This window comes from Mesorhizobium muleiense, assembly GCF_900099905.1.
GTDB lineage: Bacteria > Pseudomonadota > Alphaproteobacteria > Rhizobiales > Rhizobiaceae > Mesorhizobium > Mesorhizobium muleiense.
Window position 1 is genome coordinate 144,081 of the sequence record NZ_FNEE01000007.1, and the last position, 21,489, is coordinate 165,569.

Here is a 21,489-nt window from a genome sequence, read left to right on the forward strand (position 1 = left end):
GTTACACCACCTCGAGATTCACAGCATTGGAGGCGACGTGGCCGTCGAGGAAGCGAATTGTGCGCTCGGCATAAGCAGCGACATCGGCCTCGTGGGTGACCATGGCGATGGTCAGGCCAAGCTCGGTGTTCAGCCGCGTCAGCAGCTCCATGATCTCGTGCGTACGTGCGGTGTCGAGATTGCCGGTCGGCTCGTCGGCGACGAGCAGCGTCGGCCTGGTGACGATGGCGCGTGCGATCGCCACGCGCTGCTGCTGGCCGCCGGAGAGCTCGGCCGGCGTGTGGTGCTCGCGGCCGACAAGGCCGACCTCGGCCAGCGCCTTCATGGCGAGGTCGTGACGCTCGCGGGCGGCGACGCCGCGATAGATCAGCGGCAGTTCGACATTCTCCACCGCGGTGGTGCGCGGCAGGAGATTGTAGCCCTGGAAGACGAAGCCGACATAGAGATTGCGCAGCATGGCGCGGCGGTTGCGGTCGAGACGGCCGGCGTCGATGCCCATGAAGCTGTAGGTTCCGGCCGTCGGTGTGTCGAGGCAGCCGATGATGTTCATCGCCGTCGACTTGCCCGAGCCGGACGGACCCATGATGGCGACGAATTCACCGCTGCGGATGGCAAGATCGACGCCAGCCAGCGCATGCACCGTGGCCTCGCCCTGGCCATAGCTTTTCCAGACCTTGTCGAAGGTGATGAGCAGCGAGCCTGACATGAATTCAGCTCCGCTGCTGCGCGGCGGTGATGACTTGCGCACCTTCTGCGAGACCGGAGGTGACCTCGGTCAGCTCGCCATCGGTGGAGCCGACCTTGACGTTGACCGGCCGGGGCAGGCCATTCTCCAGCACGTAGAGCGTGCGCGAGCCGTCGGTGGGCTGCGCCGTCGCCTGGCGCTGGCGGTTGCCGCGTGGACGGCCCATACGGCCCGTGAACAGGTCGCTCAGGCTCCACGCTCGGGCAGCAGATGCCGCCGGCCGGTAGCGGAAAGCCGTCGACGGCACGGTGAGCACGCCTTTTGCCTCTCTGGTGACGACCGAAACGGTGGCAGTCATGCCAGGCCGCAACAGAAGCTCGTTGTTGTCGACCTCGAACCGCGCGTCGTAGGTGACGACGCCGTCGGTGGTGACCGAGGCATAGGAGATGTCGCGGATCTCGGCATCGAACGGCCGCTCGGGAAAGGCGTCGACGGTGAAGCGGGCATGCTGGCCGGGCTTGACCGCGCCGATGTCGGCCTCGTCGACCGCTGCCTTCAACTCCATGTTCCTGAGGTCGGCGGCGATGACGAACAGCACCGGCGCTTGCAGCGAGGAGGCAACCGTCTGGCCGGGATCGACCGAGCGCGTCAGAACGATGCCGTCGATGGGCGCATAGATGGTGCTTTTGGCGAAGTCCGTCTGCTGCGCCTTGAGATCGGCATTGGCGATGGCCAGATTGGCTTTGGCGCTGTCGAGCGCTGCCTTTGAGCGGTCGCGCGTCGCTGTCGCCGCTTCAAGCGACTGGTCCGTCGCCATGCCGCGCTTGGTGAGCGCCGCCGCGCGCGCAACCGCCCGTTCGTTTTCGGTGAGGGTTACGGTGGCGGTCTCGACATTGGCAGCCGCCGCCTTGGCGGAAGCCTCGGCGCGCTCGATCTGCACCTCCAGCTTGGCCGTATCGAGCGCCGCCAGCACATCGCCCTTCTTCACCTGCTGGTTCTCGTTGACCGCGACCGAGCGGACGACGCCGGACAGTTCGCTCGAAATGTCGACCTGGGTGAGCGGCTGCAGCGTGCCGGTCGCCGATACTTCGACCGTGAGGTCGGCGACAGCGGCCGGCACAGTGGTATAGTCGATCTTGGCGGGAGACGCGGCATACCATTGGTACCCCGCCAGGCTTGCGGCGACGACGACCAGCACAAGCAGGCCATAAAGCCAGCCGCGACGCCGTTTCTTCTTCAGACCCAGGCGGTCGAGCCCGAGTGCCGTCTTTATGTCGGAAGTGGATTCCGTCTTTGGCAGATTGACAATCTGGTCCACGCCGGACCCCTATAATACCAGTGATGTCCCAACCGGTGCACTGATCAGGCCGAATGGTTCAAATATCAAATTAAATTTCGCCCATGTTTGGGCCCCTGTTGGGATTGAGGCAGAAGGCTTTCTACAATGCTGACCCGGAATTACTTACTTTACGACGTGTTCACCACCGAGCGGCTGGGCGGCAATCCGCTGGCCGTCGTGCTTGACAGCAAGGGACTGGACACAGCCGCGATGCAGGCTATCGCGGGCGAGTTCAACCTGTCGGAAACCGTTTTCGTGCTGCCGCCCGACAATCCCAAGCACCGCGCCCGCATCCGCATCTTCACGCCCGACCATGAGATGCCGTTCGCCGGCCATCCGACGGTGGGCGCTGCGATTGCACTTGCCGAAATGGCTGGCGATGGCGACACCGCCGGCATTTTTGTGCTGGAAGAAAATATCGGCCCGGTGCGCTGCGCCGTCAGCAAGCACGCTGGCGCCAGCTTTGCCGAGTTCGACCTGGCCAAACTGCCGGAGCAGCTGGAATTGTCCGCCGACCCGGAGGCGATCGGGGCGGCACTTGGCCTGGGGCCGCACGAAATCGGCTTCGAAAACCACCGCGTCTCGTTCTGGTCGGCCGGCGTTCCCTATGTGACCATTCCGGTCGCCGATCTGGAGGCGGCGGCCCGGATAAGGCTGGACAACCAGGCGTGGTCGGAACTGGCGCCCCGCAAGAGCGATTGGGCCCTCGCCAGCCCGTATGTCTATTGCCGCGAGACGGTGAACCACGACAGCGCCTTTCATGTCCGCATGATCGTGCCGGGCAATCCATCCTATGAAGATCCGGCGACCGGTTCGGCGGCGGCCGCCTTCGCCGGCGCAATCATGCATTTCGACGGTCCGAGAGAGGGTGTTTCCCAGCGTTGGATCGAACAAGGGCTGGAGATGGGGCGGCCTTCGCGCATCCGCCTCGAACTGAATGTCGAAGGCGGCAAACTCGCCGCCGCCCGCATCGGCGGCCATGCCGTCAAAATGGCGGAAGGCAAGCTGTTCGTCTGACGATGTGCGGCACTTCAGCGATTTGTCGGGAAATGGATCCGGCAGGGCTGGACATGGCGGATGGCGGCGGCTATATGCCCGCCGACGCTGGTTTTACCGGCGAGTGGGTGCGTAGCTCAGTTGGTAGAGCAGCTGACTCTTAATCAGCGGGTCACAGGTTCGATCCCTGTCGCACCCACCATACTTAAAGCATTGTATTTATTTGCTTTTTAGGCCTCTCAATCTGGGCCTCCTCCGCGCTTAATAAGGGTGGTTTAGTAAGGGTTAGATGAGCCTTTAGCCGTCCTTCCCTTTGAACCCGCCATTTTTCTCCAGTGTTAGTACTTGATCCAGAATCAATGGGAGGGGACGGTTAATGCTGAAGTGGCTAAAACAAGTTTTCTTGAGGCCTGACAAGAAGTCGTTTATGATGTTCCCGCCAGCGGAAAGGCCCGCAGCTCTTCAAGCAGAGTATGAGGCAGTTTTTTCTGAAGCAAAGAAATTTTCCGATTTTGTGGGAATGGTGATTCGAATCGCTTTTCTTTTGCTGGCTACCGCGTATTTTGGTTACAAGATACCGACGTCAAGCTTTCCTTACAAAATTTCAATGATCATATGTGCAGCAATTTCTTTTGTCATGACGGCTGTTATCACTATCAACACAATGAAAGTGATCTTGTTATGGGTATCTGATTTAGCGATTGCCCCACCTAATATCTGGGCGCGCTTTTTCGTTTTCGTGATGATCGGCCTAGTGGTGTTTTCGTTTATGGTCGGTTTGATTTATTTTACAGGAGATGTGGTATCGTCTAGTACGCTATTGCCACACTTTCCATAGCGAATTGCCGGCCAAAGCCGTCGCCTACAGCCGCAGAGCAATGCGCGTCGCCCCAAGTGTGTGGGCGGCGCTTTCCATGTCTTGAGGGGCCGCCTATAGTGGCCGAGCCAATAGCCTGGCATGGGGAAAATCATGGCGCGGTCACCAGAAGAAGTAGAGGGAATGGCTGTGATGGCAGCTAAGGCCGCGTCTAGTAGAACTCGCCGTGCAAAGCCCGCGCCCGCTGCTCCCGCGACGCCTGCTAAAGTGTCTCGACGTGGCAGAGCAGCTCAGCGACCGTATCCCCATTATTCATTTGAGGAAGTGTTGGAGTTTGCCGCCGCGATACAGAAAATGGCCGGTTCAAACACGGTGCGGCGTCTAACGGTTTTTCATCAGTTAAATAAAGGTCCCGAAAGTAGTGCGAGCCGCCAGCTCATAGTTGCTGCCGGAAAATATGGATTGATCAAAGGTGGCGTTCAGTCGGAAACTCTTCAGTTGACGCCTGACGGAGACGTGGCAACTAGCACGGATGTATCTCCAAGAGAGCGCGCACGCGCTCGAATCAAACTCGCAATCGAGTCCGTTGAGATTTTCAAAACTCTCGCCGACAAGTACAGTGGCCAAAAATTGCCCTCTATTGCAATTTTGGAGGATGCCGCCGTCGAGGCGGGAATTCCTGAGCATCTTAAAAAAGAGTGCATTGAAATCTTCGTCGTCAATCTTCGATTTGTCGGTCTGCTCCAGACTCTATCAGGGGCAGAAAGAATTCTGACCGTTGACCACGCGTTGGACAGTATCCCCTCTGGCGCGAGCGCCGCGGGCAGGCAGCATGTTCAAGCGAGAACTTCTGCAGAGAATCCGCTGACAGTTCATTCGGATGTGCAGTTCGACCGGATTTGCTTTTATATCGGCCCGATCGGCGATCCGGATTCGGACCAGCGTAAACATTCGGATTTGATACTGGAAACGCTTGTGCGTCCGGCCATGGAGCAGTTTGGCATCGAAGTGAAACGGGCGGATGAGATCCACAACCCGGGTCTCATAAACAAGCAGATCTTCGAGTATCTTCTAAAGAGTCGGCTCGCCATAGCAGACCTCTCATACCACAATCCCAACGTTTTTTATGAGTTGGCGATAAGACACGCAAGGAACCTGCCCACGGTGCAGATGATTAGAAAGGCAGACAGGATACCGTTCGACATAAATCAGAATCGCACGGTAGTTTTCGACACAACAGACCTTTACTCATTTGTTCCGAAGATCGAGACATACAGGTTGGAAATTTCGAATCATATACGGAGCGCCATGGACGATCCGGCATCAGCAGAAAATCCTTTGAGCGCCTATTATCCTGACATGCACCTTGGACCGACAAAAGGCTCTTAGCGCGCCCCCAACTTGTTCGCCATCTGCGTGAACATACTAGCGAGCGGCGCGCTGCCGCCGCGCTTGGTTGTCCGGAAGGCCACCCCATCATCAGATTCCAGAAAGTTGGTGACGACAGTCTCCATCGGATATGCGTACGCTGTCTTAGCCATCACGATCGGGCCACTGCCGATGCCTGCACCACAAACTTATTGTCCTCCTGAAGCAGGGCCGACAGAGCTTTACGATAGGAGGCAGGCATGGCGCCAGCATAGGCAATAGTTGCCAGCAGCCTTGCCTCTATCGTGTCTACCTGTCTGGGCACTCGGCGTCTGCCGTGTAAGCAGCTTTGAAATCGTGGGGCACCTCGTCCAGGGAATCGACCAGGAGCGGGAGGGTGAAAACACCATCATCATCGATGTGCGGCTGTGCCATTTTTACGCCGCCGCCTTATAGATGGCCTGCAGTTCCTCACGCGCCTGCCGTGCAGCTTCAGCAAGAGCAACGGCTGGCGAATTTGCCATGTTGTCAACGAACCGCATGAACGTCATGCCCTGCTCGTCTGCCGCCGCGAGTGCCTTTTTCAGCCGGCCATGGCGCTCGTATTGGACCGGGAAAACTGTTGCCGGTAACGATGCCGCTGATCTCCAAATAGGCCTTCGAGTTGCCCGACGCGTAGTGGGGCATGCGGAGGATCGCGCCAAAAACCATCTTGTCACCGGGCTTGAACGCATCACTGATTGCGTCCTTGCGCTGCGCCTCCGTCATCCTCTGGAAACTTTCGCGAATTTCTTTTTCAAAGGGCGCTGTTTCCGGCTCTCCCTTACTAAGGCTTCTAGTAAGGGCGCTGTGTAAAACCGTTTAGCGGAGCGAAAAACTATTTTGGGAAAAATCCTTAATTTTCAACGGTTCCGGGGCCTTACTAAAACACTATGGGATGGACGTAAAAGCTAAACTGAAAAACTCTTAATCAGCGGGTCACAGGTTCGATCTCTGTCGCACCCACCATTTAATCCGTGGATATTCCTTGCTTTTTCGCTGCCTGGAAAGCGAGCCCCGATTGCGGCCTCCAATCCTGACGGTTGCGTTCCAATTCGCGTTCGGTTCCAATTGCAGCCTCAGCCTCTGGGCCGCTTGGGCACGTCTTCTTCCGACTTGGGCTTTTCTGGTCCGGTGTTCTCGCCAATACCGGACTTGTGGGCAAAACTATAGAGAAGGCCTGCCGCGACCAGCACCAAAAGCGTGCCGAGTGCCGCCACTTGCCACAGACCGAGCCCGCAGGCCACGCCGATTGCCCCGGAGAGCCACATGCCAGCCCCGGTCGTCAGCCCGTGAACCTCGCCTTTCGAAAACAAAATCGTTCCGGCAGCAAGGAACGCGACGCCGGCGGTAACCGCTTCGACAACACGAATCGGATCGACCCTCACGGAATCCTGCTGAAACATCGGCGCGTGAATGATTTCAATCGTCAGAATACCGAAGGTAGCCGCTGCCACGCAGACCAGGATATGGGTGCGAAGCCCGGCAGGCCGATTTCGCCATTCGCGTTCGAAGCCGATCGCCGCACCGAAGATCGACGCCAGCAGAAGCCTCGCCGCAATAACGGGAAACGGGACGTAGGTCGGATGGCCGAATTCCTGGAAAAGCTGTTGCATGCGTAACCCGGGCTGACCGGCCACAACGTGCTCGGGCCGGCCAGGTTCCCCAGGGCAAGACTTGATTCCAGGTTGACGAGATTACTTCTCTGAAACACCGGCCTCGGCAAAGCTTGCCATGCGGGCATGGCATTCGAGCGCCGAGCGGATGATGTTGACGGCGAGGCAGGCGCCGGAGCCTTCGCCGAGCCGCATGCCGAGGTCGAGCAGCGGCGGCAGGTCGAGCGCCTCGAGCAGCCGGCGATGGCCGGATTCGGCGGAGACATGGGCGGCAAGGGTGTGGGCGAGGCCGGCGGGGTGCAACCTTGCCAAGGGCGCGGCGGCGGCGGTGCAGACGAAGCCGTCGAGCAGCACCGGCACGCCTGAATGGCGCGCCGCCAGCGTCGCACCGAAAATGGCGGCGAGTTCGCGCCCGCCAAGGGCTGCCGCGATCCCCAGCGGGTCGGCAAGGGCCTCGGCGTGGCGCTTGAGGCCGGCTTCGATGGCAGTGATCTTGCGCACCAGGCCGGCATCGTCGACGCCGGTGCCGCGCCCGGCCCATTTTTCCGCGCCGCCGCCAAAAAGGGCGACCGAGATGGCTGCCGCCGGCGTGGTGTTGCCAATGCCCATTTCGCCGAAACAAACGAGATCGAGGTCTTTGGTCACTGCGGCATAGCCGGCCTCAACGGCGGCGAGGAAGGCCTCGTCGTCCATTGCCGGCGCTTGCGTGAAATCGCCGGTCGGATAATCGAGGTCGAGCGGAATGACGTCGAGCTCCGCACCGGCGATGCGGGCAAGCTGGTTGATGGCGGCGCCGCCGCCGGCGAAATTCGCCACCATCTGCACGGTGACCTCCGACGGGAAGGCCGACACGCCCTGTGCGGTGACGCCGTGGTTGCCGGCAAAGACGAACACTTTGACGCGATCGAGCTGCGGCATGTCGCGGCCCTGCCAGCGGGCGAGCCAGGCGGCTATGGTTTCCAACCGGCCGAGGCTGCCTTGCGGCTTGGTCAGCGTGTCCTGGCGGCGGGCGACAGCATTTGCCGCGGCGTCGCTGCCGGCAGGCAGATCGAGGCAGGCCGCGCGCAATTCATCAAGCGATTTGAAAGGCATGGGGGAAAAATCTCCGAAACAGAGTCAGGAAAGGGAAGCGGAAGCGACGAGCAGGATTGCGATCTCGCCAAGCTGCTGCAGCGCGCCGATCGTATCGCCGGTCTGGCCGCCGATCTGGTTGCGGCACAGCTCGCGGAAGGCGGCAAACAACAGGCCGAGCAGGATAAGCGCGGCGACCGCGCCACCGAACCCTAGCACCAGCAGCGCGACGGCGCCGAGCACGGCGCCGGCAATGGCGGTTTCGGCCGACACGGTGCCTGCATCGGCCGAGAGGCCGTCGCTGCGCGCCGGCGGCAACAGATGCATGAAAGCGCCGAACAAACCGCGCGAGGCGGCATGCGCGGCAATCAGAGCCCAGAACATCTGGGCCGGGCCGGCGAATTCCGAAAGCACGCTCCAGCGGATAAGCAGCGACAGGGCGAGCGCGCAGGCGCCATAGGCGCCGATGCGGCTGTCGCGCATGATCTCCAGTTTTTTCTCGTGCGTTTTGCCGCCGCCAAAGCCGTCGGCGACATCCGAAAGCCCGTCTTCATGCATGCAGCCGGTGGCGAGCAAGGTCGCGGCCAAGGTCAGTGCTGCTGCCGGGCCGGCGGCAAGGCCGAGCCTGGTTCCGACCGCGTAAACCAGGGCGCCGATCAGCGCGACGGCAAGGCCGGCAACCGGCGCTGCCCAGATCGCGGCAGCAAGGCTGCGGTCGCGAAAATCGACGACCGGCAGCGGCAGCCGGGTGAAGAAGACGGCGCAGAGCGCGATGTCATCGAGGATTTGCCGAGTGGAGAGTGTCATGTTCTGCAGTTTGAGCATGATCTATTCCGAAAACCGGTCCCACTTTTCGGGATCATGCTCTAGCCTCTCGCAATGGCATGGAAGAATGTGCCGCTGACATGGCCGCGGCGGTAGCCGGAGGCGCCGAGCGGATTGCCTTGGCCGTCAGCGAGGTCGGCCAAGGGTTCGTCACTGCCGGTGGCAATCATCTGCGCATAGTGGAATTCGTGGCCGCGGATCAGCGCGTCTCGGTCTCCCAGCGGACAATCGGCGCGCAGCCGCGCCTCGCGGTAGCCGAGGTTCATCTTTCGCTTGGCAAAGCTGGTCGAGTGACCGAGCAGGCCGAGCATCGCGTGCGTCTCGCCCGATGCGTCCTCCAGCGCTTCGCCGAGCACCATGAAGCCGCCGCACTCGCCATGCACCGGCCGTGTTGCCGCAAACGCCTCGATGCCGGCCCTGAACTTCGCAGCCGCCGCAAGGCGGCCGGCGTGAAGCTCGGGATAGCCGCCGGGCAGCCAGCAGACATCGCAATTTTCGCCGGGCGCTTCGTCGGCAAGCGGCGAGAAGCGGATGATTTCAGCCCCTGCCTTGCGCCAATGCGCGGCGACATGCGGATAGAGGAAGGTGAAGGCGGCATCCTCTGCCAGTGCGATGCGTTGTCCGGGCGGTGGCAGCGCGTCGTCGAAACTGCCGGGAGCAGGCGCGAATGGCGCCGCCAGCGCCATGATGGCGTCGAGGTCGAGCGAGCGTTCGACCATGTCGGCCAGCCGGTCGAGATGCGCCATCAAATTCTCATATTCGCCGGCCTGGACGAGGCCGAGATGGCGCTCCGGCAGGTTGAGCGATGGATCGCGCAGGATCGCGCCGACCACCGGCAGGCCGATCGCCTCGATCGCGTCGCCGCAGAGACGGCGGTGACGCTCGCTGCCCAGCCGATTGAGAACAACGCCGGCCATGCGCACATCAGGGTCATAGCTGGCAAAACCCTTGGCGACGGCTGCCGCCGTGGTCGACTGTCCGGAAACGTCGAGCACCAGCAGCACCGGCAGGCCGTACAGCCGGGCAAGGTCTGCGGCCGAGCCGGTGCGGCCTGGAGCAGCCGGAATCCCGTCGAACAGGCCCATGGCGCTTTCGAGGAAGATGAAATCGGCATCTTCAGTTGCGTCGCCGGCCAGCGCGTTGAGCAAATCAGGCGGCATCGCCCAGCTGTCGAGATTGACGCCGGAAAGGCCCGTCGCGGCGGTGTGGAAACCTGGGTCGATATAATCGGGGCCGGATTTGGCGCCGCGCACCTTGAGGCCGCGCCGGGCGAGCGCGCGCAATATACCGATGGTGACGCTGGTCTTGCCCGAGCCTGAGCGCGGTGCGCCGATGATGATCGCGCGGGTCATGGCTCGCCTGCCAGTGCCGCGCGCATCGCGACGATGCCGCCGACGACGATCAGCGCCGGCGCGGTCAACCCGGCGGCGGCCGCCTCCTCGGCGATGGTGGCGAGGGTGGCGACGACGATGCGCTCCTGCGGCGTCGTCGCGGCGACGATCACCGCAGCAGGCGTCGAAGGCGGCAGGCCGCCGTCAAGCAGCGAGGCTGATATCAGCGGCAGATTGGCCATGCCCATATAGACGACGACCGGCTGGCCGGTGCGGGCGATTGCCGCCCAGTCGAGGTCGTCGTCGGTACCGGCGGCGTGGCCGGTGGCCAGGATCACCGCCTTGTTGATGCCGCGCATGGTGGCCGGGATGCCGGCCCCGGCAAGCGCGCTGAGGCCCGAAGTCAGGCCGGACAGCACGCGGAACGGGATGTTTTCGCGCGCCAGCGCCAGCGCCTCTTCGCCGCCGCGGCCGAAAATATAAGGGTCGCCGCCCTTCAGCCTGACGACGCGGCGGCCCTCGCGCGCCAGCCGCACCAGCAAAGCGGTGATGTCGTCCTGCTTCATCGACGGTTGGCCGCCACGCTTGCCGGCGTAAAAAAGCTCGGCGCCCGACGCCACTGCCACGATATCGGGAGAGACCAGTGCGTCGTAGACGAGGGCATCGCACTGCCCAAGCGCGGCCAGCACTTCCAGCGTCAGGCAGCCGGGATCGCCGGGGCCGGCGCCGGCCAGCCAGACATGGCCCGGCTCAAGCTGGCGCGGCTTGAAGTTCAGCCGGGCCAAAGCCTGTTCGATCGTGGTGTTTCCACCGCTGTTTCCGGTGCCGTCGTTCACAATCCGTCCCGTCCGCGAAAACGCCGCTGGTAGTGGGCGTCGTAAAGTGAACTCTCGCCAAAGCCTTCCGCCGCCAGCGAACGGCCGACAAAGATGATGGCCGTGCGCTCCATCGGATCGGCGGCCAGTTGCGCCTCGATCGTCGCCAGCGTGCCGGTCAGCACGCGCTCGTCCGGCCAGGAGGCGCGGAAGACGACCGCCACCGGGCAATCGGCGCCATAGAACGGCGTCAGCTCGGCGACGACCCGATCGATGGCGTGGATGGCAAGATGAATGGCGAGCGTCGCGCCGGTGCGGCCGAAGCCGGCCAGGGTTTCGCCAGGCGGCATTTTGGACGCGCGGCCGGAGATGCGGGTCAGCACCAGGCTTTGCGCGACTTCGGGAATGGTCAGCTCGCGGCGAAGCGCTGCCGCAGCAGCCGCGAAGGAGGGCACGCCCGGCGTCAGCGTATAGGCGATGCCGTGCTTCTCCAGCCGGCGGATCTGCTCGGCGACGGCGCTCCACACCGACAGGTCGCCGGAATGCAGGCGGGAGACATCGTGGCCGGCCTGGTGGGCCGCCAGGTACTCCGCTTCGATCTCGTCGAGCGACATCGGCGCGGTGTCGATCAGCTTCGTGCCGGGCGCGCAGTGCTGCAACAGTTCCGGGGCGACGATCGAGCCGGCATAGAGGCAGACCGGGCAGCTTGCCAGCAGCCGGCTGCCGCGCAAGGTGATGAGGTCGGCCGCGCCCGGTCCGGCGCCGATGAAGTGGACGGTCATGCGGCGTCTCCGCTGATGGCGATGGCGCAGGTGACCGGGCCAAGCACGGTGCGCGGCCCGAGCAGTTTTGCGCCTTTTCCGGCAGCGGCAAGCGCCGAGGCTTCGGAAACCGACGGCGTGCCGGCACGCGCCTGCGACAGGTCGGAACGGCTGAGCAAAGCGGCCCCCTCATCCGGCCCTTCGGGCCACCTTCTCCCCGCTGGGGAGAAGAGACTGGCGCCAGCGTGCGTGATCTCCTCTCCCCTCGGGGAGAGGTCGGCCGAGCGAAGCGGAGGCCGGGTGAGGGGGAGCGACGGTTCAGAGCCAGCAACATCCACCACTATGACCGGGAGATCGAGTTTACGGCCGGCATCAAGAATGGCCACTTCGCTGCGTTTGAATTCGGTCGTCGCCAAGGCAGACAGTGCCGTCATCGCCAGCCCATGAACTTCAAGCGCGGCTTCTATGGCGGCAAGAACGTCCTGCACACTCACGCCCTTGCGGCTGCCAATGCCCGCGACCATCATGGCTTGACCCAGCTCCATTGGGTGACCGGCATGGCCGGCCGCCAGGCCTGCATCGAGCCAACCGGCGAAGCGCGGGATAGTGCGATGCGGGTGAGATCGCCGCCGAGCGACGCGTGACGGGCGAGAAGCAGCGCCTCCATCTCCAGCGTCACCGCATTGGCGACCAGCCGGCCGCCAGCACGCAGCGCCCCGAGGGCCGTTTCCAGCACGCCGGTATCGCTGCCGCCGCCGCCGATGAAGATCGCGTCCGGCGTCTCCAATCCGGCCAGCGCCTGCGGCGCCGAACTCTCGACGACGGCAAGACCGGGCACGCCGCAGGCGGAACCGTTGCGGCGGATGCGGGCGGCGCGGGTTGGATCGGCCTCGATGGCAATGGCGCGCATCGACGGATGGGCGAGCATCCATTCGATGCCGATCGAGCCGGAGCCGGCGCCGATGTCCCACAGCAACTCGCCGCGCCTGGGGGCGAGGGCGGACAGGGTGATGGCGCGCACTTCGCGTTTGGTGATCTGGCCATCATGTTCGAACAAATGATCGCCAAGGCCCGATGTCAGCGGCAGGATGCGTGCTTCCGAAGTTGAGTCAACTTCGACCGCCAGCACATTGAGCGGATTGATCTTTTCGAGGACGAAGGCGTCCGCCCGCGCCGAGCGAAACCTTTCGTTCGGGCCGCCCAGCGCCTCAAGTGCCGTCAGCTGCGAGGCGCCGAAGTCGAGTTCGGTCAACAGACGCGCAATCGCCGCTGGCGCATCGCCGTCCGAGGTCAGCGCAAGGATGCGGCTGCCCGGATGCAGCAACGGCCGGATCAGGTCGAGCGAGCGGCCGTGCAGCGAAATGGTCTCGATATCCTGCAGCGCCCAGCCGAGGCGGGCGGCGGCCAGCGAGAGGGCAGAAGCGGCGGGGATGACCTGCATCTCCTGCGGCTTCACCTTGCGGGCGAGCGTGGCGCCAACACCGTGGAAGAACGGATCGCCCGACGCCAGAACGCAGACTCGCCTGCCGGAAAGCGCCAGCACGTCGCGCATCTCGGCATCGAAAGGGGTCGGCCAGGCACGGGCTTCACCTTTGGCGAGCGACACGACGAGCGCAAGGTGGCGCGTGCCGCCGAAGACGAATTCGGCCTCGGCGATCAGCCGCTTGGCCTCGTCACCGAGACCCGCTACACCGTCCTCGCCGATGCCGACGATTGTGAGCCATCTTGAGTTGAGCCAGGCGGCGCGCGGACCCTCAGCAGGCATGATGACCCACCGCATTCTGATCCTCGGCGGAACCACCGAAGCCCGGCAACTGGCGGGAAAGCTGGCCGCGCGCGCCGATGTCTCGCTCACGCTGTCGCTGGCCGGCCGCACCGGAAATCCTGTCGCGCAAGGCGTGCCGACGAGGGTAGGCGGTTTCGGCGGCGCCGGCGGGCTGGCTGCCTTCCTCCGCGAGACTCGCATCGAGCTGCTGGTCGACGCCACGCATCCCTATGCGGCGCAAATCTCGGCCAATGCCGCGGCAGCGGCGCGAGAGGCCGGCGTGCCGATCGTTGCGCTCAGGCGCCCGGGCTGGGAGCCGGCCGAAGGTGACCGCTGGACGCTGGTCGACAATGTTGCCGGCGCGGTGACGGCGCTGGCCGCTGCGCCACGCCGCGTTTTCCTGGCGCTTGGCCGGCAGGAGGTCGCCGCCTTCGAGGCGGCGCCCGAGCATCATTATCTGATCCGCAGCGTCGATCCGGTCGAGCCAAGGCTCGCTGTGCCCGACGCGACCTATCTCCTGGCGCGCGGGCCGTTCCGGGAAGCCGACGAACGTGCACTGCTTCTGGAACACCGCATCGATGTCGTCGTGTCCAAGAACAGCGGCGGCGAGGCGACCTACTGCAAGATCGCCGCAGCGCGGGCGCTCGGCGTCGAGGTGGTGATGATCCGCAGGCCGGCGCTGCCGGACGTTGCGTCGGCTGAAACCGTCGATGCCCTTGCCGCGATGGTCGATCATTTTCTTGGGCCCGCCGCCGAACGCGGCGTGTAGACCAGCGCCGGTCTTTCGCCGCGCTTGATGATCCTGGTTTCCGGCGAGCCGATGATGATGCAGGTCGCCATGTCGGCCTTTTCTGAATCGGCGTCCGCCAGCAGAAAAATCTCGATGCGCTCGTCGGGACGGCCGGCGGCACGGCCGAAGACGACCGGTGTGGTGCCCGGCAGGATCGCAGTCAGGCATTCGAAGGCGCGGCCAAGCTGCCAGGGGCGCGCCTTGCTGATCGGATTGTAGAGCGCGATGACGAAGCCGGCGCCGGCCGCAGCCAGCAGCCGCAATTCGATGAGATCCCATGGTTTTAGATTGTCTGACAACGAGATGGCGCAGAAATCATGGCCGAGCGGCGCGCCGATGCGGGCCGCGACCGCGAGCATTGCGGTGATGCCGGGCAGCGTCGAAACGTCAACGGCACGCCATTCGGCCGGGCCGGCCTCGATCGCCTCGCAGACGGCTGCCGCCATGGCAAAGACGCCGGGGTCGCCGCCCGAGACAACGGCGACATTGTGGCCCTGCGCAGCCATTGCCAGAGCGTCCTTGGCGCGGGACAGCTCCTCGCGATTGTCGGAGGCGACGCGGGTCTGGTCCGGGCGCAGGTCGAGCCGGTCGAGATACGGTTTGTAGCCGAAGAAGAATCTTGCCTCGGCGACGGCGCGGCTCGCTTCCGGCGTCACCTGGTCGGCATTGCCGGGCCCAAGGCCGATAACGGTCAGGCGGCCGCTCATGTTTCGGCTCCCAATGCGGCGGCCCGGCCTGACCAGCCGGCGACCAGCACGATGGCGAAGTAGGGCGCGTTGTCGCCCTGCTTGTCGGCCAGCCGCATCGAAACGCCGCCCGGCATGGTGCCGCGCTCGACATAGACGGCACGCGCCAGCTTGTCGGTCGCCTCCAGCGCGCGCCTGATCTTGGGGAGGTTGCGGCCAACCTTCATGATGACGGCAGCATCGGTGTCGGCGAGGCGGCGGGTCAGCTCGAATTCGCTCATCGTGCCCGGCAGCACAGTCAATACATCGTCGCCCTGGACGATCGGCGTTCCGGTGGCCGACCAGCAGCCGGACATGGCAGTGACGCCGGGAATGACCTCTGTTGGAAAGCGGTGCGCCAGCCTGACATGCAGGTGCATGTAGGAGCCGTAGAACAGCGGGTCGCCTTCCGAAAGCACCGCGACCATCCTGCCGGCGCTGAGATGCTCGGCGACCTTTTCGGCCGACTCCTCGTAGAAGTCCGCTATCTGCGACCGGTAATCGCTGTGATCCTTGTCGATTTCGGTGGTCACGGGATAGAGCAGCGGCAACTCGATCAAATCAGGACGAAAATGCGCGCCGACGATGGCGCGCGCGTTGCTGTTGTTGCCGCGCTTGGCGAAATGCGCCACCACGTCGGCCTCGGCCAGCGCGCGCACGGCCTTGAGCGTCAGCAGCTCGGGGTCGCCGGGACCGGTGCCGACGCCGACAAGCCGGCCTTTTACAATCGCGTTCACAGGCCCGGCCTCGCCAATGCGTTGAGTGCTGCTGCGGTCATGGCGCTGCCGCCCAGCCTGCCGCGCACGATGGCGTAAGGAACGCCGTAGGAATTCTCGGCCAGCGCGTCCTTCGATTCGGCAGCACCGACGAAACCGACTGGCATGCCGATGATGACAGCCGGTTTCGGCGCACCGTCGCGCAGTTTCTCCAGCAGGTAGAAAAGTGCGGTCGGCGCGTTGCCGATGGCGACGACCGAACCGGCCATGCGCTCGCCCCACAATTCAATGGCTGCGGCCGAACGGGTGTTGCCGATCTTTTTCGCTATGTCGGACGTCCGCGGGTCGCGCAGCGTGCAGACCACCTCGTTACCGGCCGGCAACCGGGCGCGGGTGACACCGTGCGAGACCATCTCGGCATCGCAGAAGATCGGCGCGCCGGCCGCCAGTGCCGCGCGGGCGGCGGCAACGAAATCGCTGGAAAAAACAAACTGCCGTGCGGCCTCGACCTGGCCGCAGGCATGGATCATGCGGATGGCGACATCGGCTTCGGCACTGGAAAAGCGCGACAGGTCGGCCTCGACGCGAATGATGGCAAAGGAGCGCTCATAGATCGCCGTGCCGTCATGGATGTAGTCGTAGGGGGCGGGCATGTTCATTCCTGTCGGTAGGGTTCGGTGACACCGGCCGCGCCAAGCCTCGTCAGGCAGGCGGCGGTGGTCTCGCCTCGAAATCGTGCTTCGCGGATCGCTGCGGCAATGCGGCCAACGCCGCGCGCGGCGTCATAGCCTGGCCTGTATCCGGCAGGAAGGGCCTTTGCCGTCCCGTCCACGACAAGTCCGGCTCCGTTTTCGCCGCCGACCAGTGTTAGCGCCGCCGGGCCGGGATGGGCGCAGCCCTTGGCACAGCCGGAGATATGGAGGGTGACGGAGGCATCGAGGAGGTCGCGGTTTTCTACGGCGATGGTCTCGGCGATGTCGCGCGTGGCGATCCGGCCGGAGGCGCAGGCCGGCGCACCGGGGCAAGCGGCGATTTTCGTGCGCGGGTCGGCAGCGTCGGTAACGAAGCCGAGGCTGGCGGCGGCCTGCTGAAGCGAGCGGCAGGCGGTCGGAGAGAGGCCGATCAAAAGCAGCGCGCGGTGTGGCGCGAGGCGGATTTCGGTCGCGCCAAGGGTGAGGGCGTGTCGGGTGAGGCCGATGAGTTTTTGCGCCGGCATGCTGCCGAAGGGTAGGCCGATGCCGAGGGCGGTGCCGGCTGTCAGATCGAAAACGCCAATGGGGAAGCGAGCCGGCACAGGAAGGCGCCCCTGCGCACCCCCCTCTGTCCTGCCGGACATCTCCCCCGCAAGGGGGGAGATCGGCAGTTCCGACGCCGCCGCTCGTCCTGCAAGGCCAGTGATTGGCGAAAGCGGTGATGAGAGCTCAATCTCCCCCCTTGCGGGGGAGATGTCCGGCAGGACAGAGGGGGGTGTGAAGGAATGCCAGCTTGCGAGGGATACTAACTGCCTCTCCGTCAAATCCCTTGCATGGGCATCGCGGCTCTTTTCGGCGACCATCCTCAGCATCGCGATGGCGATATCGCGCGCCGCATCGTCCCCCACCGTCGCGAGCGGCTTCGCATTCTGCCCATCACCCGCAACAGACATCTGCCACCTGATTCCCGCATTGGTGCGCGTTGCAACCAGCCGCACATCGGCCGTAACCGCATCCATGCCAAGCCGTCCGCCGCCGTCGACGATGACAGAAACCTTCGGGCCAAGGCGCTGTGCCAGCCCGGCTTCGTCAATCGCTTTTCGAATCCGCTCCGCCAATGGGCGCGGATCGGCAACTTCTTGCGGATCCAGCCCGGCCAGCGGTCCGGTCTCGACCGGCACGCCGGTGCGCACTGCGATGCCGAGCGCGTCGACCTCCATTGCCAGCAGCCGGGCGCTTGCCGATATCAGGCCGCGGATCTGCAGGCTGCCACGCGCGGTCACTTCCATGATGCCGTTGCCATGCCGCAAGGCGGATTCACCGAGCCCGATCAAGGATTTCGGCGAGAGTCCTCCAGCGACCGGGTTGAGCCGCACCAGAAGCCCGTCGCCGGTCTGCATCGGCGCGGACAAAGCAGGGCAGGCGCCGCGTCGGGAGAAGGCGTTCATGCCGCCACCCCCAGCGCGCGGGCTTCGGCGATCAGGGCGGCGAGGTCGTCGTCGACGGAATTGCGCAGCGGGTGCCAGAGACCGCGCCGCCGCGCCGACAAAAAACGCTCGGCGATGATTTTCGCGGCCGCCGGATTTTCGCGCAGGATGAAGGCGCGCACCTCGGGATCGCCGAGATAGGCGTCGTGCACGGCCTCGATCAGCGTGCCCGAGATGACATGGGTGGTCTCGGCGAAACCGACGAGACGGTCGACCGTCTCGGCGAATTCCGAAGCGCCGCGCGGCCCGTGCCGCATCTGGCCGGCAATGAAGCGCGGGTTGACGGCGCGGGCGCGAACCACCCGAGATACGGCTTCTCCAAGCGAGCGCGGCTTCGGCTTTTGCGGATCCGTGGTGTCGAGGACGATGACGTCGGCGTTCTTGCCAAGCGCTGCAAGCGCCGCTGAAAAACCGCCGATGAAGGCGACGTCGGCTGAGCCTTCCAAAATATCGCGGCCGGGGTCGTCTCCGGCATGGACGAGGAGGTCGGCCTCGGCGACGCGACCCTCGAACGCGCCGGGCGACGAAATCGCTTCGCCCTCGGCGCCGCCATAGGCATGCGAGGTGGCGTCGAGATAGGCGCGACCGATTTCTTCGCGCGCCGCCCAGTCGCCGCTCGACAGCAACGCCTCGATACCGGCGCCGTAGGTGCCGGGCGAGGTGCCGAAAATGCGCGGGCTGACCTTGCCATCGGCGCGGGTTTTTGCGGCGAGCGGGTTTTCCGTCGCGTCCTCGTCGCGGGCGGCGACGGCGTTTGCGGCCGCATCGATCAGGGCGATCTGGGTCGGGAACATGTCGCGGAACAGGCCTGAAATGCGCCAGGTGACATCGACGCGCGGGCGGCCAAGGGTGGCCGGCGGCAGCACCTCGATGCCGGTGACGCGGCCGGTGGCGCCATCCCATTGCGGCCGGCAGCCCATCAGCGCCAGGCCTTGCGCGATCTCTTCGCCACCGGTGCGCAGCGAGGCCGAGCCCCAGAGGTCGATGACCAGCGAGCGCGGCCAGTCGCCATGCGCCTGCATGTAGCTGCGCAAGACCTCGTCGGACGCCGCGCTGCCGAGATCAAAGGATGTCGGCGTCGGCATGGTGCGTGGATCCGATGTGAACAGGTTGCGGCCAGTCGGCAGCACATCGCGCCGGCCACGCGCCGGTGCGCCGGCAGGACCGGCAGCGACATGGCGGCCGTCGAGGGCCGCGATCAATGCTGACTTCTCGGCTGCTGCACTTTGCTGGCGCAGCGGATCGGCCTCGCCTTCAGGCGAGCGGCCGTAGATGTGCAGCCCGTCCTTGATGGCGAAGTCCTTGAGGTCGCAGAGCCAAGCGTCGATGCGGCGCAGCGCTTCGTCGGGCGCGTCGGTTCCGGCGACGCCGGCCTCGGAGGCGAGATCGGTCTTTTCAGCGGTTTCGACGATCAGCCTCGCCAGGCGGTCGCGGCGGCGGCGGTCGAGCCCTTCAGCCTGGGCATATTCGTCGACCAGCCGCTCGAGCTGCTGCTGGTTCTCGTCCAGACCGGCGCCGGTCAGCGGCGGCGGCAAATGGCCGAGGGTGATGGCGGCAATGCGCCGCTTGGCTTGTGCCGCCTCTCCCGGGTTGGAGACGATGAAGGGATAGATGACGGGCAGGGGCCCGGTGACGATCTCGGGAAAACAGGTTTCGCTGAGCGCCACTGTCTTGCCGGGCAGCCATTCCAGCGTGCCATGGGCGCCGACATGGACGAGGGCATGGACATCGAGCGTCTTGCGCAGCCAAAGGCCGAAGGCGATCAGCGCATGGCGCGGCGGCAAGGTCGGATCGTGATAGTCGGCGCGACGGTCGACCGAGCGCCCGCGGTCGGGGGCAAGTGCTACGGTGATGTTGCCGAAGCTGACGGCGCGGAAGGGGAAATGTTTGCTGTTTGCCAGACTCGAAGGTTGGTGCTCCGTCGCGCCCCCCTCTGTCCTGCCGGACATCTCCCCCACTTGGGGGGAGATTGCGCCCTCATCTCTGCTTTCGCCAATTTCCAACGCTGCAGGAGGAGAGCCGGCAATGGAGCCGCCAATCTCCCCCCAAGTGGGGGAGATGTCCGGCAGGACAGAGGGGGGTGCCTCGCACCAACCTGTCTCATCTTCAGCATTCCCCCATGCGGCCTCTACCACAGCCATTGCCTCAGCAGGCAATTCCTTCGAGAAGGTCAGATACTCCTTCAATGCCAACCCTTGATCGACCGACTCCAGCATCTCCAGCAATGCACGCGGCGTTTGCGGAATCCCTTCAACGCCATAGCCGTGTTCGCTCAGGTCGTGCAGCATCGCCAGCACGCTGGACGGCACGTCGAGGCCGACGGCGTAGCCGGTGCGGCCGGGCGCGCTTGGATAGTCGGGGATCAGGATGGCGAGCTTGCGTTTTTCGCGCGGCGTGCGCTGCAGGCGCACGAACGCCTCGACACGGTTCGCCACCTGCGCGACGCGGTCCGGCTGCGGCCGGTTGGCGAAGGCGCGGAAAGCCAATGCTGGATCGACCTCGCTTTCGCCCTTGAAGGAAATGGCGCCGGCGAGAACGCGGCCGTCGAGTTCGGGGAGGACGACATGCATGGCGAGGTCGGCGGGCGCCAGGCCGCGCTGGTTGTCTTGCCAGATATCGCGGCGTGTCGTCGCGACGATGACCTGGAAGACAGGAACGCCGGCGCGGTCGAACAGGGTTTCGACGCCGGGCTCAGCACCCGAGGCGAAGGCGGTCGCGGTGATGATCGCGGCAGGCTTCAGCGCGGCAAGCGCGGTCTCGACAAAGGCGAGCGAGGCCGGGTCCTTGAGGCTGGAGACGAAGATCGGCACGGGGGCCATGCCGCGCTGCCGCAGCGCTTCAAAAAGCGCTTCGATCGGCGCGACATCGGCGGCGAGCAGCATCGAGCGGTAGAAGAGGATGGGCACGACGTCCCCCTCCCCCTCGAGGGGAGGGTGGCCCGCAGGGCCGGGTGGGGTCGTTGCGGCAGTACTCGACGTTTTTTGCTGTTGGCGCACTTCAGAGTGTTGGCGCACTTCACAGGCGACCCCACCCCCGGCCTGCGGCCGGACCCTCCCCTCGAGGGGGAGGGGGACGTCGCGCTCTACGACGCCGCGTCCCGGCTCATAAAATCCCGCCTTCGGCACGACAACCGGCTCCGCGACCGCCACATCTGATCCGGCGAGACCTGCCAGCCGATGCACCAGCGCCGTCATATTCTCCGGGCCGCCTTCGCGGAAATAGCCGAGCAGGCCGTCGAGCTCCTGGCGCGGCAGCGTCGAGCCTTCGATCAGCCGCAAATCCTCGTCGCGGCATTCGCCGGGCAGCAGCGCCAGTTTTATGCCGTGCGCGCGGGCGGTCGAGGCGAGCTGGTCGCAGCCGTAGCGCCACCAGTCGTAACCGCCGAGGATGCGAACCAGAACAACCCTGGCGTGCCGGGCGACGCTGTCGATCCACAGGTCGACGGACATCGGATGGCGCAGATCGCGCAAGGCGGCCAGCCGCATCGACGGCAGCCGATCCGCGTCCGCTTTCCATGCCGCCGCCAGCCCGGCCAGGTCGCTGTCGGTGAAGGACAGCGCCACGACATCCGCAGGCGTCTGCCTGAGATCGACAGGCTCGGCGAGATCGTCGAGCGAGGCGGATGTGGTGGTGAGGATGTGCATCGCGACT

Annotated in this window: 20 protein-coding genes and 1 tRNA gene; 5 read left to right on the forward strand and 16 right to left on the reverse strand. The window is 64.7% G+C overall.

Annotated features, from left to right (window positions below; genetic code table 11):
* Window position 1: 1 nt before the first annotated feature.
* Both BLT09_RS15145 and BLT09_RS15150 read right to left on the reverse strand, forming a co-directional pair.
* Complete coding sequence (locus BLT09_RS15145; protein WP_091594287.1) at window positions 2–706, reverse strand: ABC transporter ATP-binding protein; 705 nt, start codon at window positions 704–706, stop codon at window positions 2–4.
* Between the two features lie 4 nt (window positions 707–710).
* On the reverse strand, window positions 711–2,003 hold the full coding sequence (locus BLT09_RS15150) for an efflux RND transporter periplasmic adaptor subunit (protein ID WP_091594289.1): 1,293 nt from the start codon (window positions 2,001–2,003) through the stop codon (window positions 711–713).
* 126 nt (window positions 2,004–2,129) lie between these two features.
* Here BLT09_RS15150 and BLT09_RS15155 point away from each other — a divergent pair, with 126 nt between their 5' ends.
* The 4 genes from BLT09_RS15155 to BLT09_RS15170 all read left to right on the forward strand — a co-directional run bounded on the left by BLT09_RS15155 (window position 2,130) and on the right by BLT09_RS15170 (window position 5,226).
* On the forward strand, window positions 2,130–3,041 hold the full coding sequence (locus BLT09_RS15155; RefSeq protein ID WP_091594294.1) for a PhzF family phenazine biosynthesis protein: 912 nt from the start codon (window positions 2,130–2,132) through the stop codon (window positions 3,039–3,041).
* Window positions 3,042–3,146: 105 nt separating this feature from the next.
* Window positions 3,147–3,222, forward strand: a tRNA-Lys gene (locus BLT09_RS15160).
* 174 nt (window positions 3,223–3,396) lie between these two features.
* On the forward strand, window positions 3,397–3,858 hold the full coding sequence (locus tag BLT09_RS15165) for a hypothetical protein (RefSeq protein ID WP_091594296.1): 462 nt from the start codon (window positions 3,397–3,399) through the stop codon (window positions 3,856–3,858).
* A gap of 132 nt (window positions 3,859–3,990) precedes the next feature.
* The gene (locus BLT09_RS15170) at window positions 3,991–5,226 is read left to right on the forward strand and encodes a hypothetical protein (protein ID WP_244529093.1); all 1,236 of its coding nucleotides are present in this window, start codon (window positions 3,991–3,993) and stop codon (window positions 5,224–5,226) included.
* A 507-nt stretch (window positions 5,227–5,733) separates the two neighbouring features.
* On the opposite strand, the gene BLT09_RS15175 is transcribed toward BLT09_RS15170, so the two are convergent.
* The 9 genes from BLT09_RS15175 to cbiE form a co-directional block, all read right to left on the reverse strand.
* Entirely contained in the window at window positions 5,734–5,973 is a 240-nt protein-coding gene (locus BLT09_RS15175) for a hypothetical protein (RefSeq protein WP_091594298.1), read from the reverse strand.
* A gap of 350 nt (window positions 5,974–6,323) precedes the next feature.
* Entirely contained in the window at window positions 6,324–6,860 is a 537-nt protein-coding gene (locus BLT09_RS15180) for an MgtC/SapB family protein (protein WP_091594300.1), read from the reverse strand.
* A gap of 81 nt (window positions 6,861–6,941) precedes the next feature.
* On the reverse strand, window positions 6,942–7,952 hold the full coding sequence (gene cobT / locus BLT09_RS15185; RefSeq protein ID WP_091594301.1) for a nicotinate-nucleotide--dimethylbenzimidazole phosphoribosyltransferase: 1,011 nt from the start codon (window positions 7,950–7,952) through the stop codon (window positions 6,942–6,944).
* Window positions 7,953–7,976: 24 nt separating this feature from the next.
* The gene (cobS, locus tag BLT09_RS15190) at window positions 7,977–8,756 is read right to left on the reverse strand and encodes an adenosylcobinamide-GDP ribazoletransferase (RefSeq protein ID WP_091594304.1); all 780 of its coding nucleotides are present in this window, start codon (window positions 8,754–8,756) and stop codon (window positions 7,977–7,979) included.
* Window positions 8,757–8,797: 41 nt separating this feature from the next.
* A complete protein-coding gene (locus BLT09_RS15195; RefSeq protein ID WP_091594306.1) occupies window positions 8,798–10,108 on the reverse strand; it encodes a cobyrinic acid a,c-diamide synthase CobB in 1,311 nt (436 codons plus the stop codon).
* Window positions 10,105–10,923 (reverse strand): uroporphyrinogen-III C-methyltransferase, encoded by an 819-nt coding sequence (gene cobA, locus BLT09_RS15200; protein WP_091594307.1) that lies wholly within the window; start codon window positions 10,921–10,923, stop codon window positions 10,105–10,107. The genes BLT09_RS15195 and cobA overlap by 4 nt, the downstream gene beginning before the upstream one ends.
* Window positions 10,920–11,684, reverse strand: a complete 765-nt coding sequence (cobM, locus tag BLT09_RS15205) for a precorrin-4 C(11)-methyltransferase (protein WP_091594308.1) — start codon at window positions 11,682–11,684, stop codon at window positions 10,920–10,922. Before cobM ends, cobA begins: the two co-directional genes overlap by 4 nt.
* The gene (locus tag BLT09_RS34910) at window positions 11,681–12,190 is read right to left on the reverse strand and encodes a cobalamin biosynthesis protein (protein WP_236473677.1); all 510 of its coding nucleotides are present in this window, start codon (window positions 12,188–12,190) and stop codon (window positions 11,681–11,683) included. The genes cobM and BLT09_RS34910 overlap by 4 nt, the downstream gene beginning before the upstream one ends.
* Window positions 12,187–13,428: a precorrin-6y C5,15-methyltransferase (decarboxylating) subunit CbiE gene (gene cbiE, locus BLT09_RS15220; protein WP_091594507.1), complete on the reverse strand. Its 1,242-nt coding sequence runs from the start codon at window positions 13,426–13,428 to the stop codon at window positions 12,187–12,189. The genes BLT09_RS34910 and cbiE overlap by 4 nt, the downstream gene beginning before the upstream one ends.
* A 1-nt stretch (window position 13,429) precedes the next feature.
* Here cbiE and BLT09_RS15225 point away from each other — a divergent pair, with 1 nt between their 5' ends.
* Window positions 13,430–14,197, forward strand: a complete 768-nt coding sequence (locus BLT09_RS15225; protein WP_091594509.1) for a cobalt-precorrin-6A reductase — start codon at window positions 13,430–13,432, stop codon at window positions 14,195–14,197.
* Here the strand turns inward: BLT09_RS15225 and BLT09_RS15230 are convergent.
* The 5 genes from BLT09_RS15230 to BLT09_RS15250 are packed head-to-tail and all read right to left on the reverse strand — an operon-like array spanning window position 14,161 to window position 21,482.
* A complete protein-coding gene (locus BLT09_RS15230; protein ID WP_091594309.1) occupies window positions 14,161–14,925 on the reverse strand; it encodes a precorrin-3B C(17)-methyltransferase in 765 nt (254 codons plus the stop codon). The genes BLT09_RS15225 and BLT09_RS15230 overlap by 37 nt on opposite strands.
* The gene (locus BLT09_RS15235; RefSeq protein ID WP_091594310.1) at window positions 14,922–15,680 is read right to left on the reverse strand and encodes a precorrin-2 C(20)-methyltransferase; all 759 of its coding nucleotides are present in this window, start codon (window positions 15,678–15,680) and stop codon (window positions 14,922–14,924) included. Before BLT09_RS15235 ends, BLT09_RS15230 begins: the two co-directional genes overlap by 4 nt.
* Window positions 15,677–16,318, reverse strand: a complete 642-nt coding sequence (locus BLT09_RS15240) for a precorrin-8X methylmutase (protein WP_413468428.1) — start codon at window positions 16,316–16,318, stop codon at window positions 15,677–15,679. The genes BLT09_RS15235 and BLT09_RS15240 overlap by 4 nt, the downstream gene beginning before the upstream one ends.
* Window positions 16,315–17,799, reverse strand: a complete 1,485-nt coding sequence (cobG, locus tag BLT09_RS15245; protein WP_091594311.1) for a precorrin-3B synthase — start codon at window positions 17,797–17,799, stop codon at window positions 16,315–16,317. Before cobG ends, BLT09_RS15240 begins: the two co-directional genes overlap by 4 nt.
* On the reverse strand, window positions 17,796–21,482 hold the full coding sequence (locus BLT09_RS15250) for a cobaltochelatase subunit CobN (RefSeq protein WP_091594312.1): 3,687 nt from the start codon (window positions 21,480–21,482) through the stop codon (window positions 17,796–17,798). The genes cobG and BLT09_RS15250 overlap by 4 nt, the downstream gene beginning before the upstream one ends.
* Between the last annotated feature and the right edge of the window lie 7 nt (window positions 21,483–21,489).

What these genes read in the sequence shown, in the direction of transcription:
- BLT09_RS15145 (WP_091594287.1), bottom strand. Translation starts at nt 706, where the DNA reads ATGTCAGGCTCGCTGCTCATCACCTTCGACAAGGTCTGGAAAAGCTAT.
- BLT09_RS15155 (WP_091594294.1), top strand. Translation starts at nt 2,130, where the DNA reads ATGCTGACCCGGAATTACTTACTTTACGACGTGTTCACCACCGAGCGG.
- BLT09_RS15165 (WP_091594296.1), top strand. Translation starts at nt 3,397, where the DNA reads ATGCTGAAGTGGCTAAAACAAGTTTTCTTGAGGCCTGACAAGAAGTCG.
- BLT09_RS15170 (WP_244529093.1), top strand. Translation starts at nt 3,991, where the DNA reads ATGGCGCGGTCACCAGAAGAAGTAGAGGGAATGGCTGTGATGGCAGCT.
- BLT09_RS15175 (WP_091594298.1), bottom strand. Translation starts at nt 5,973, where the DNA reads ATGACGGAGGCGCAGCGCAAGGACGCAATCAGTGATGCGTTCAAGCCC.
- BLT09_RS15180 (WP_091594300.1), bottom strand. Translation starts at nt 6,860, where the DNA reads ATGCAACAGCTTTTCCAGGAATTCGGCCATCCGACCTACGTCCCGTTT.
- cobT (WP_091594301.1), bottom strand. Translation starts at nt 7,952, where the DNA reads ATGCCTTTCAAATCGCTTGATGAATTGCGCGCGGCCTGCCTCGATCTG.
- cobS (WP_091594304.1), bottom strand. Translation starts at nt 8,756, where the DNA reads ATGCTCAAACTGCAGAACATGACACTCTCCACTCGGCAAATCCTCGAT.
- BLT09_RS15195 (WP_091594306.1), bottom strand. Translation starts at nt 10,108, where the DNA reads ATGACCCGCGCGATCATCATCGGCGCACCGCGCTCAGGCTCGGGCAAG.
- cobM (WP_091594308.1), bottom strand. Translation starts at nt 11,684, where the DNA reads ATGACCGTCCACTTCATCGGCGCCGGACCGGGCGCGGCCGACCTCATC.
- BLT09_RS34910 (WP_236473677.1), bottom strand. Translation starts at nt 12,190, where the DNA reads ATGATGGTCGCGGGCATTGGCAGCCGCAAGGGCGTGAGTGTGCAGGAC.
- cbiE (WP_091594507.1), bottom strand. Translation starts at nt 13,428, where the DNA reads ATGCCTGCTGAGGGTCCGCGCGCCGCCTGGCTCAACTCAAGATGGCTC.
- BLT09_RS15225 (WP_091594509.1), top strand. Translation starts at nt 13,430, where the DNA reads ATGACCCACCGCATTCTGATCCTCGGCGGAACCACCGAAGCCCGGCAA.
- BLT09_RS15230 (WP_091594309.1), bottom strand. Translation starts at nt 14,925, where the DNA reads ATGAGCGGCCGCCTGACCGTTATCGGCCTTGGGCCCGGCAATGCCGAC.
- BLT09_RS15240 (WP_413468428.1), bottom strand. Translation starts at nt 16,318, where the DNA reads ATGAACATGCCCGCCCCCTACGACTACATCCATGACGGCACGGCGATC.
- cobG (WP_091594311.1), bottom strand. Translation starts at nt 17,799, where the DNA reads ATGAACGCCTTCTCCCGACGCGGCGCCTGCCCTGCTTTGTCCGCGCCG.
- BLT09_RS15250 (WP_091594312.1), bottom strand. Translation starts at nt 21,482, where the DNA reads ATGCACATCCTCACCACCACATCCGCCTCGCTCGACGATCTCGCCGAG.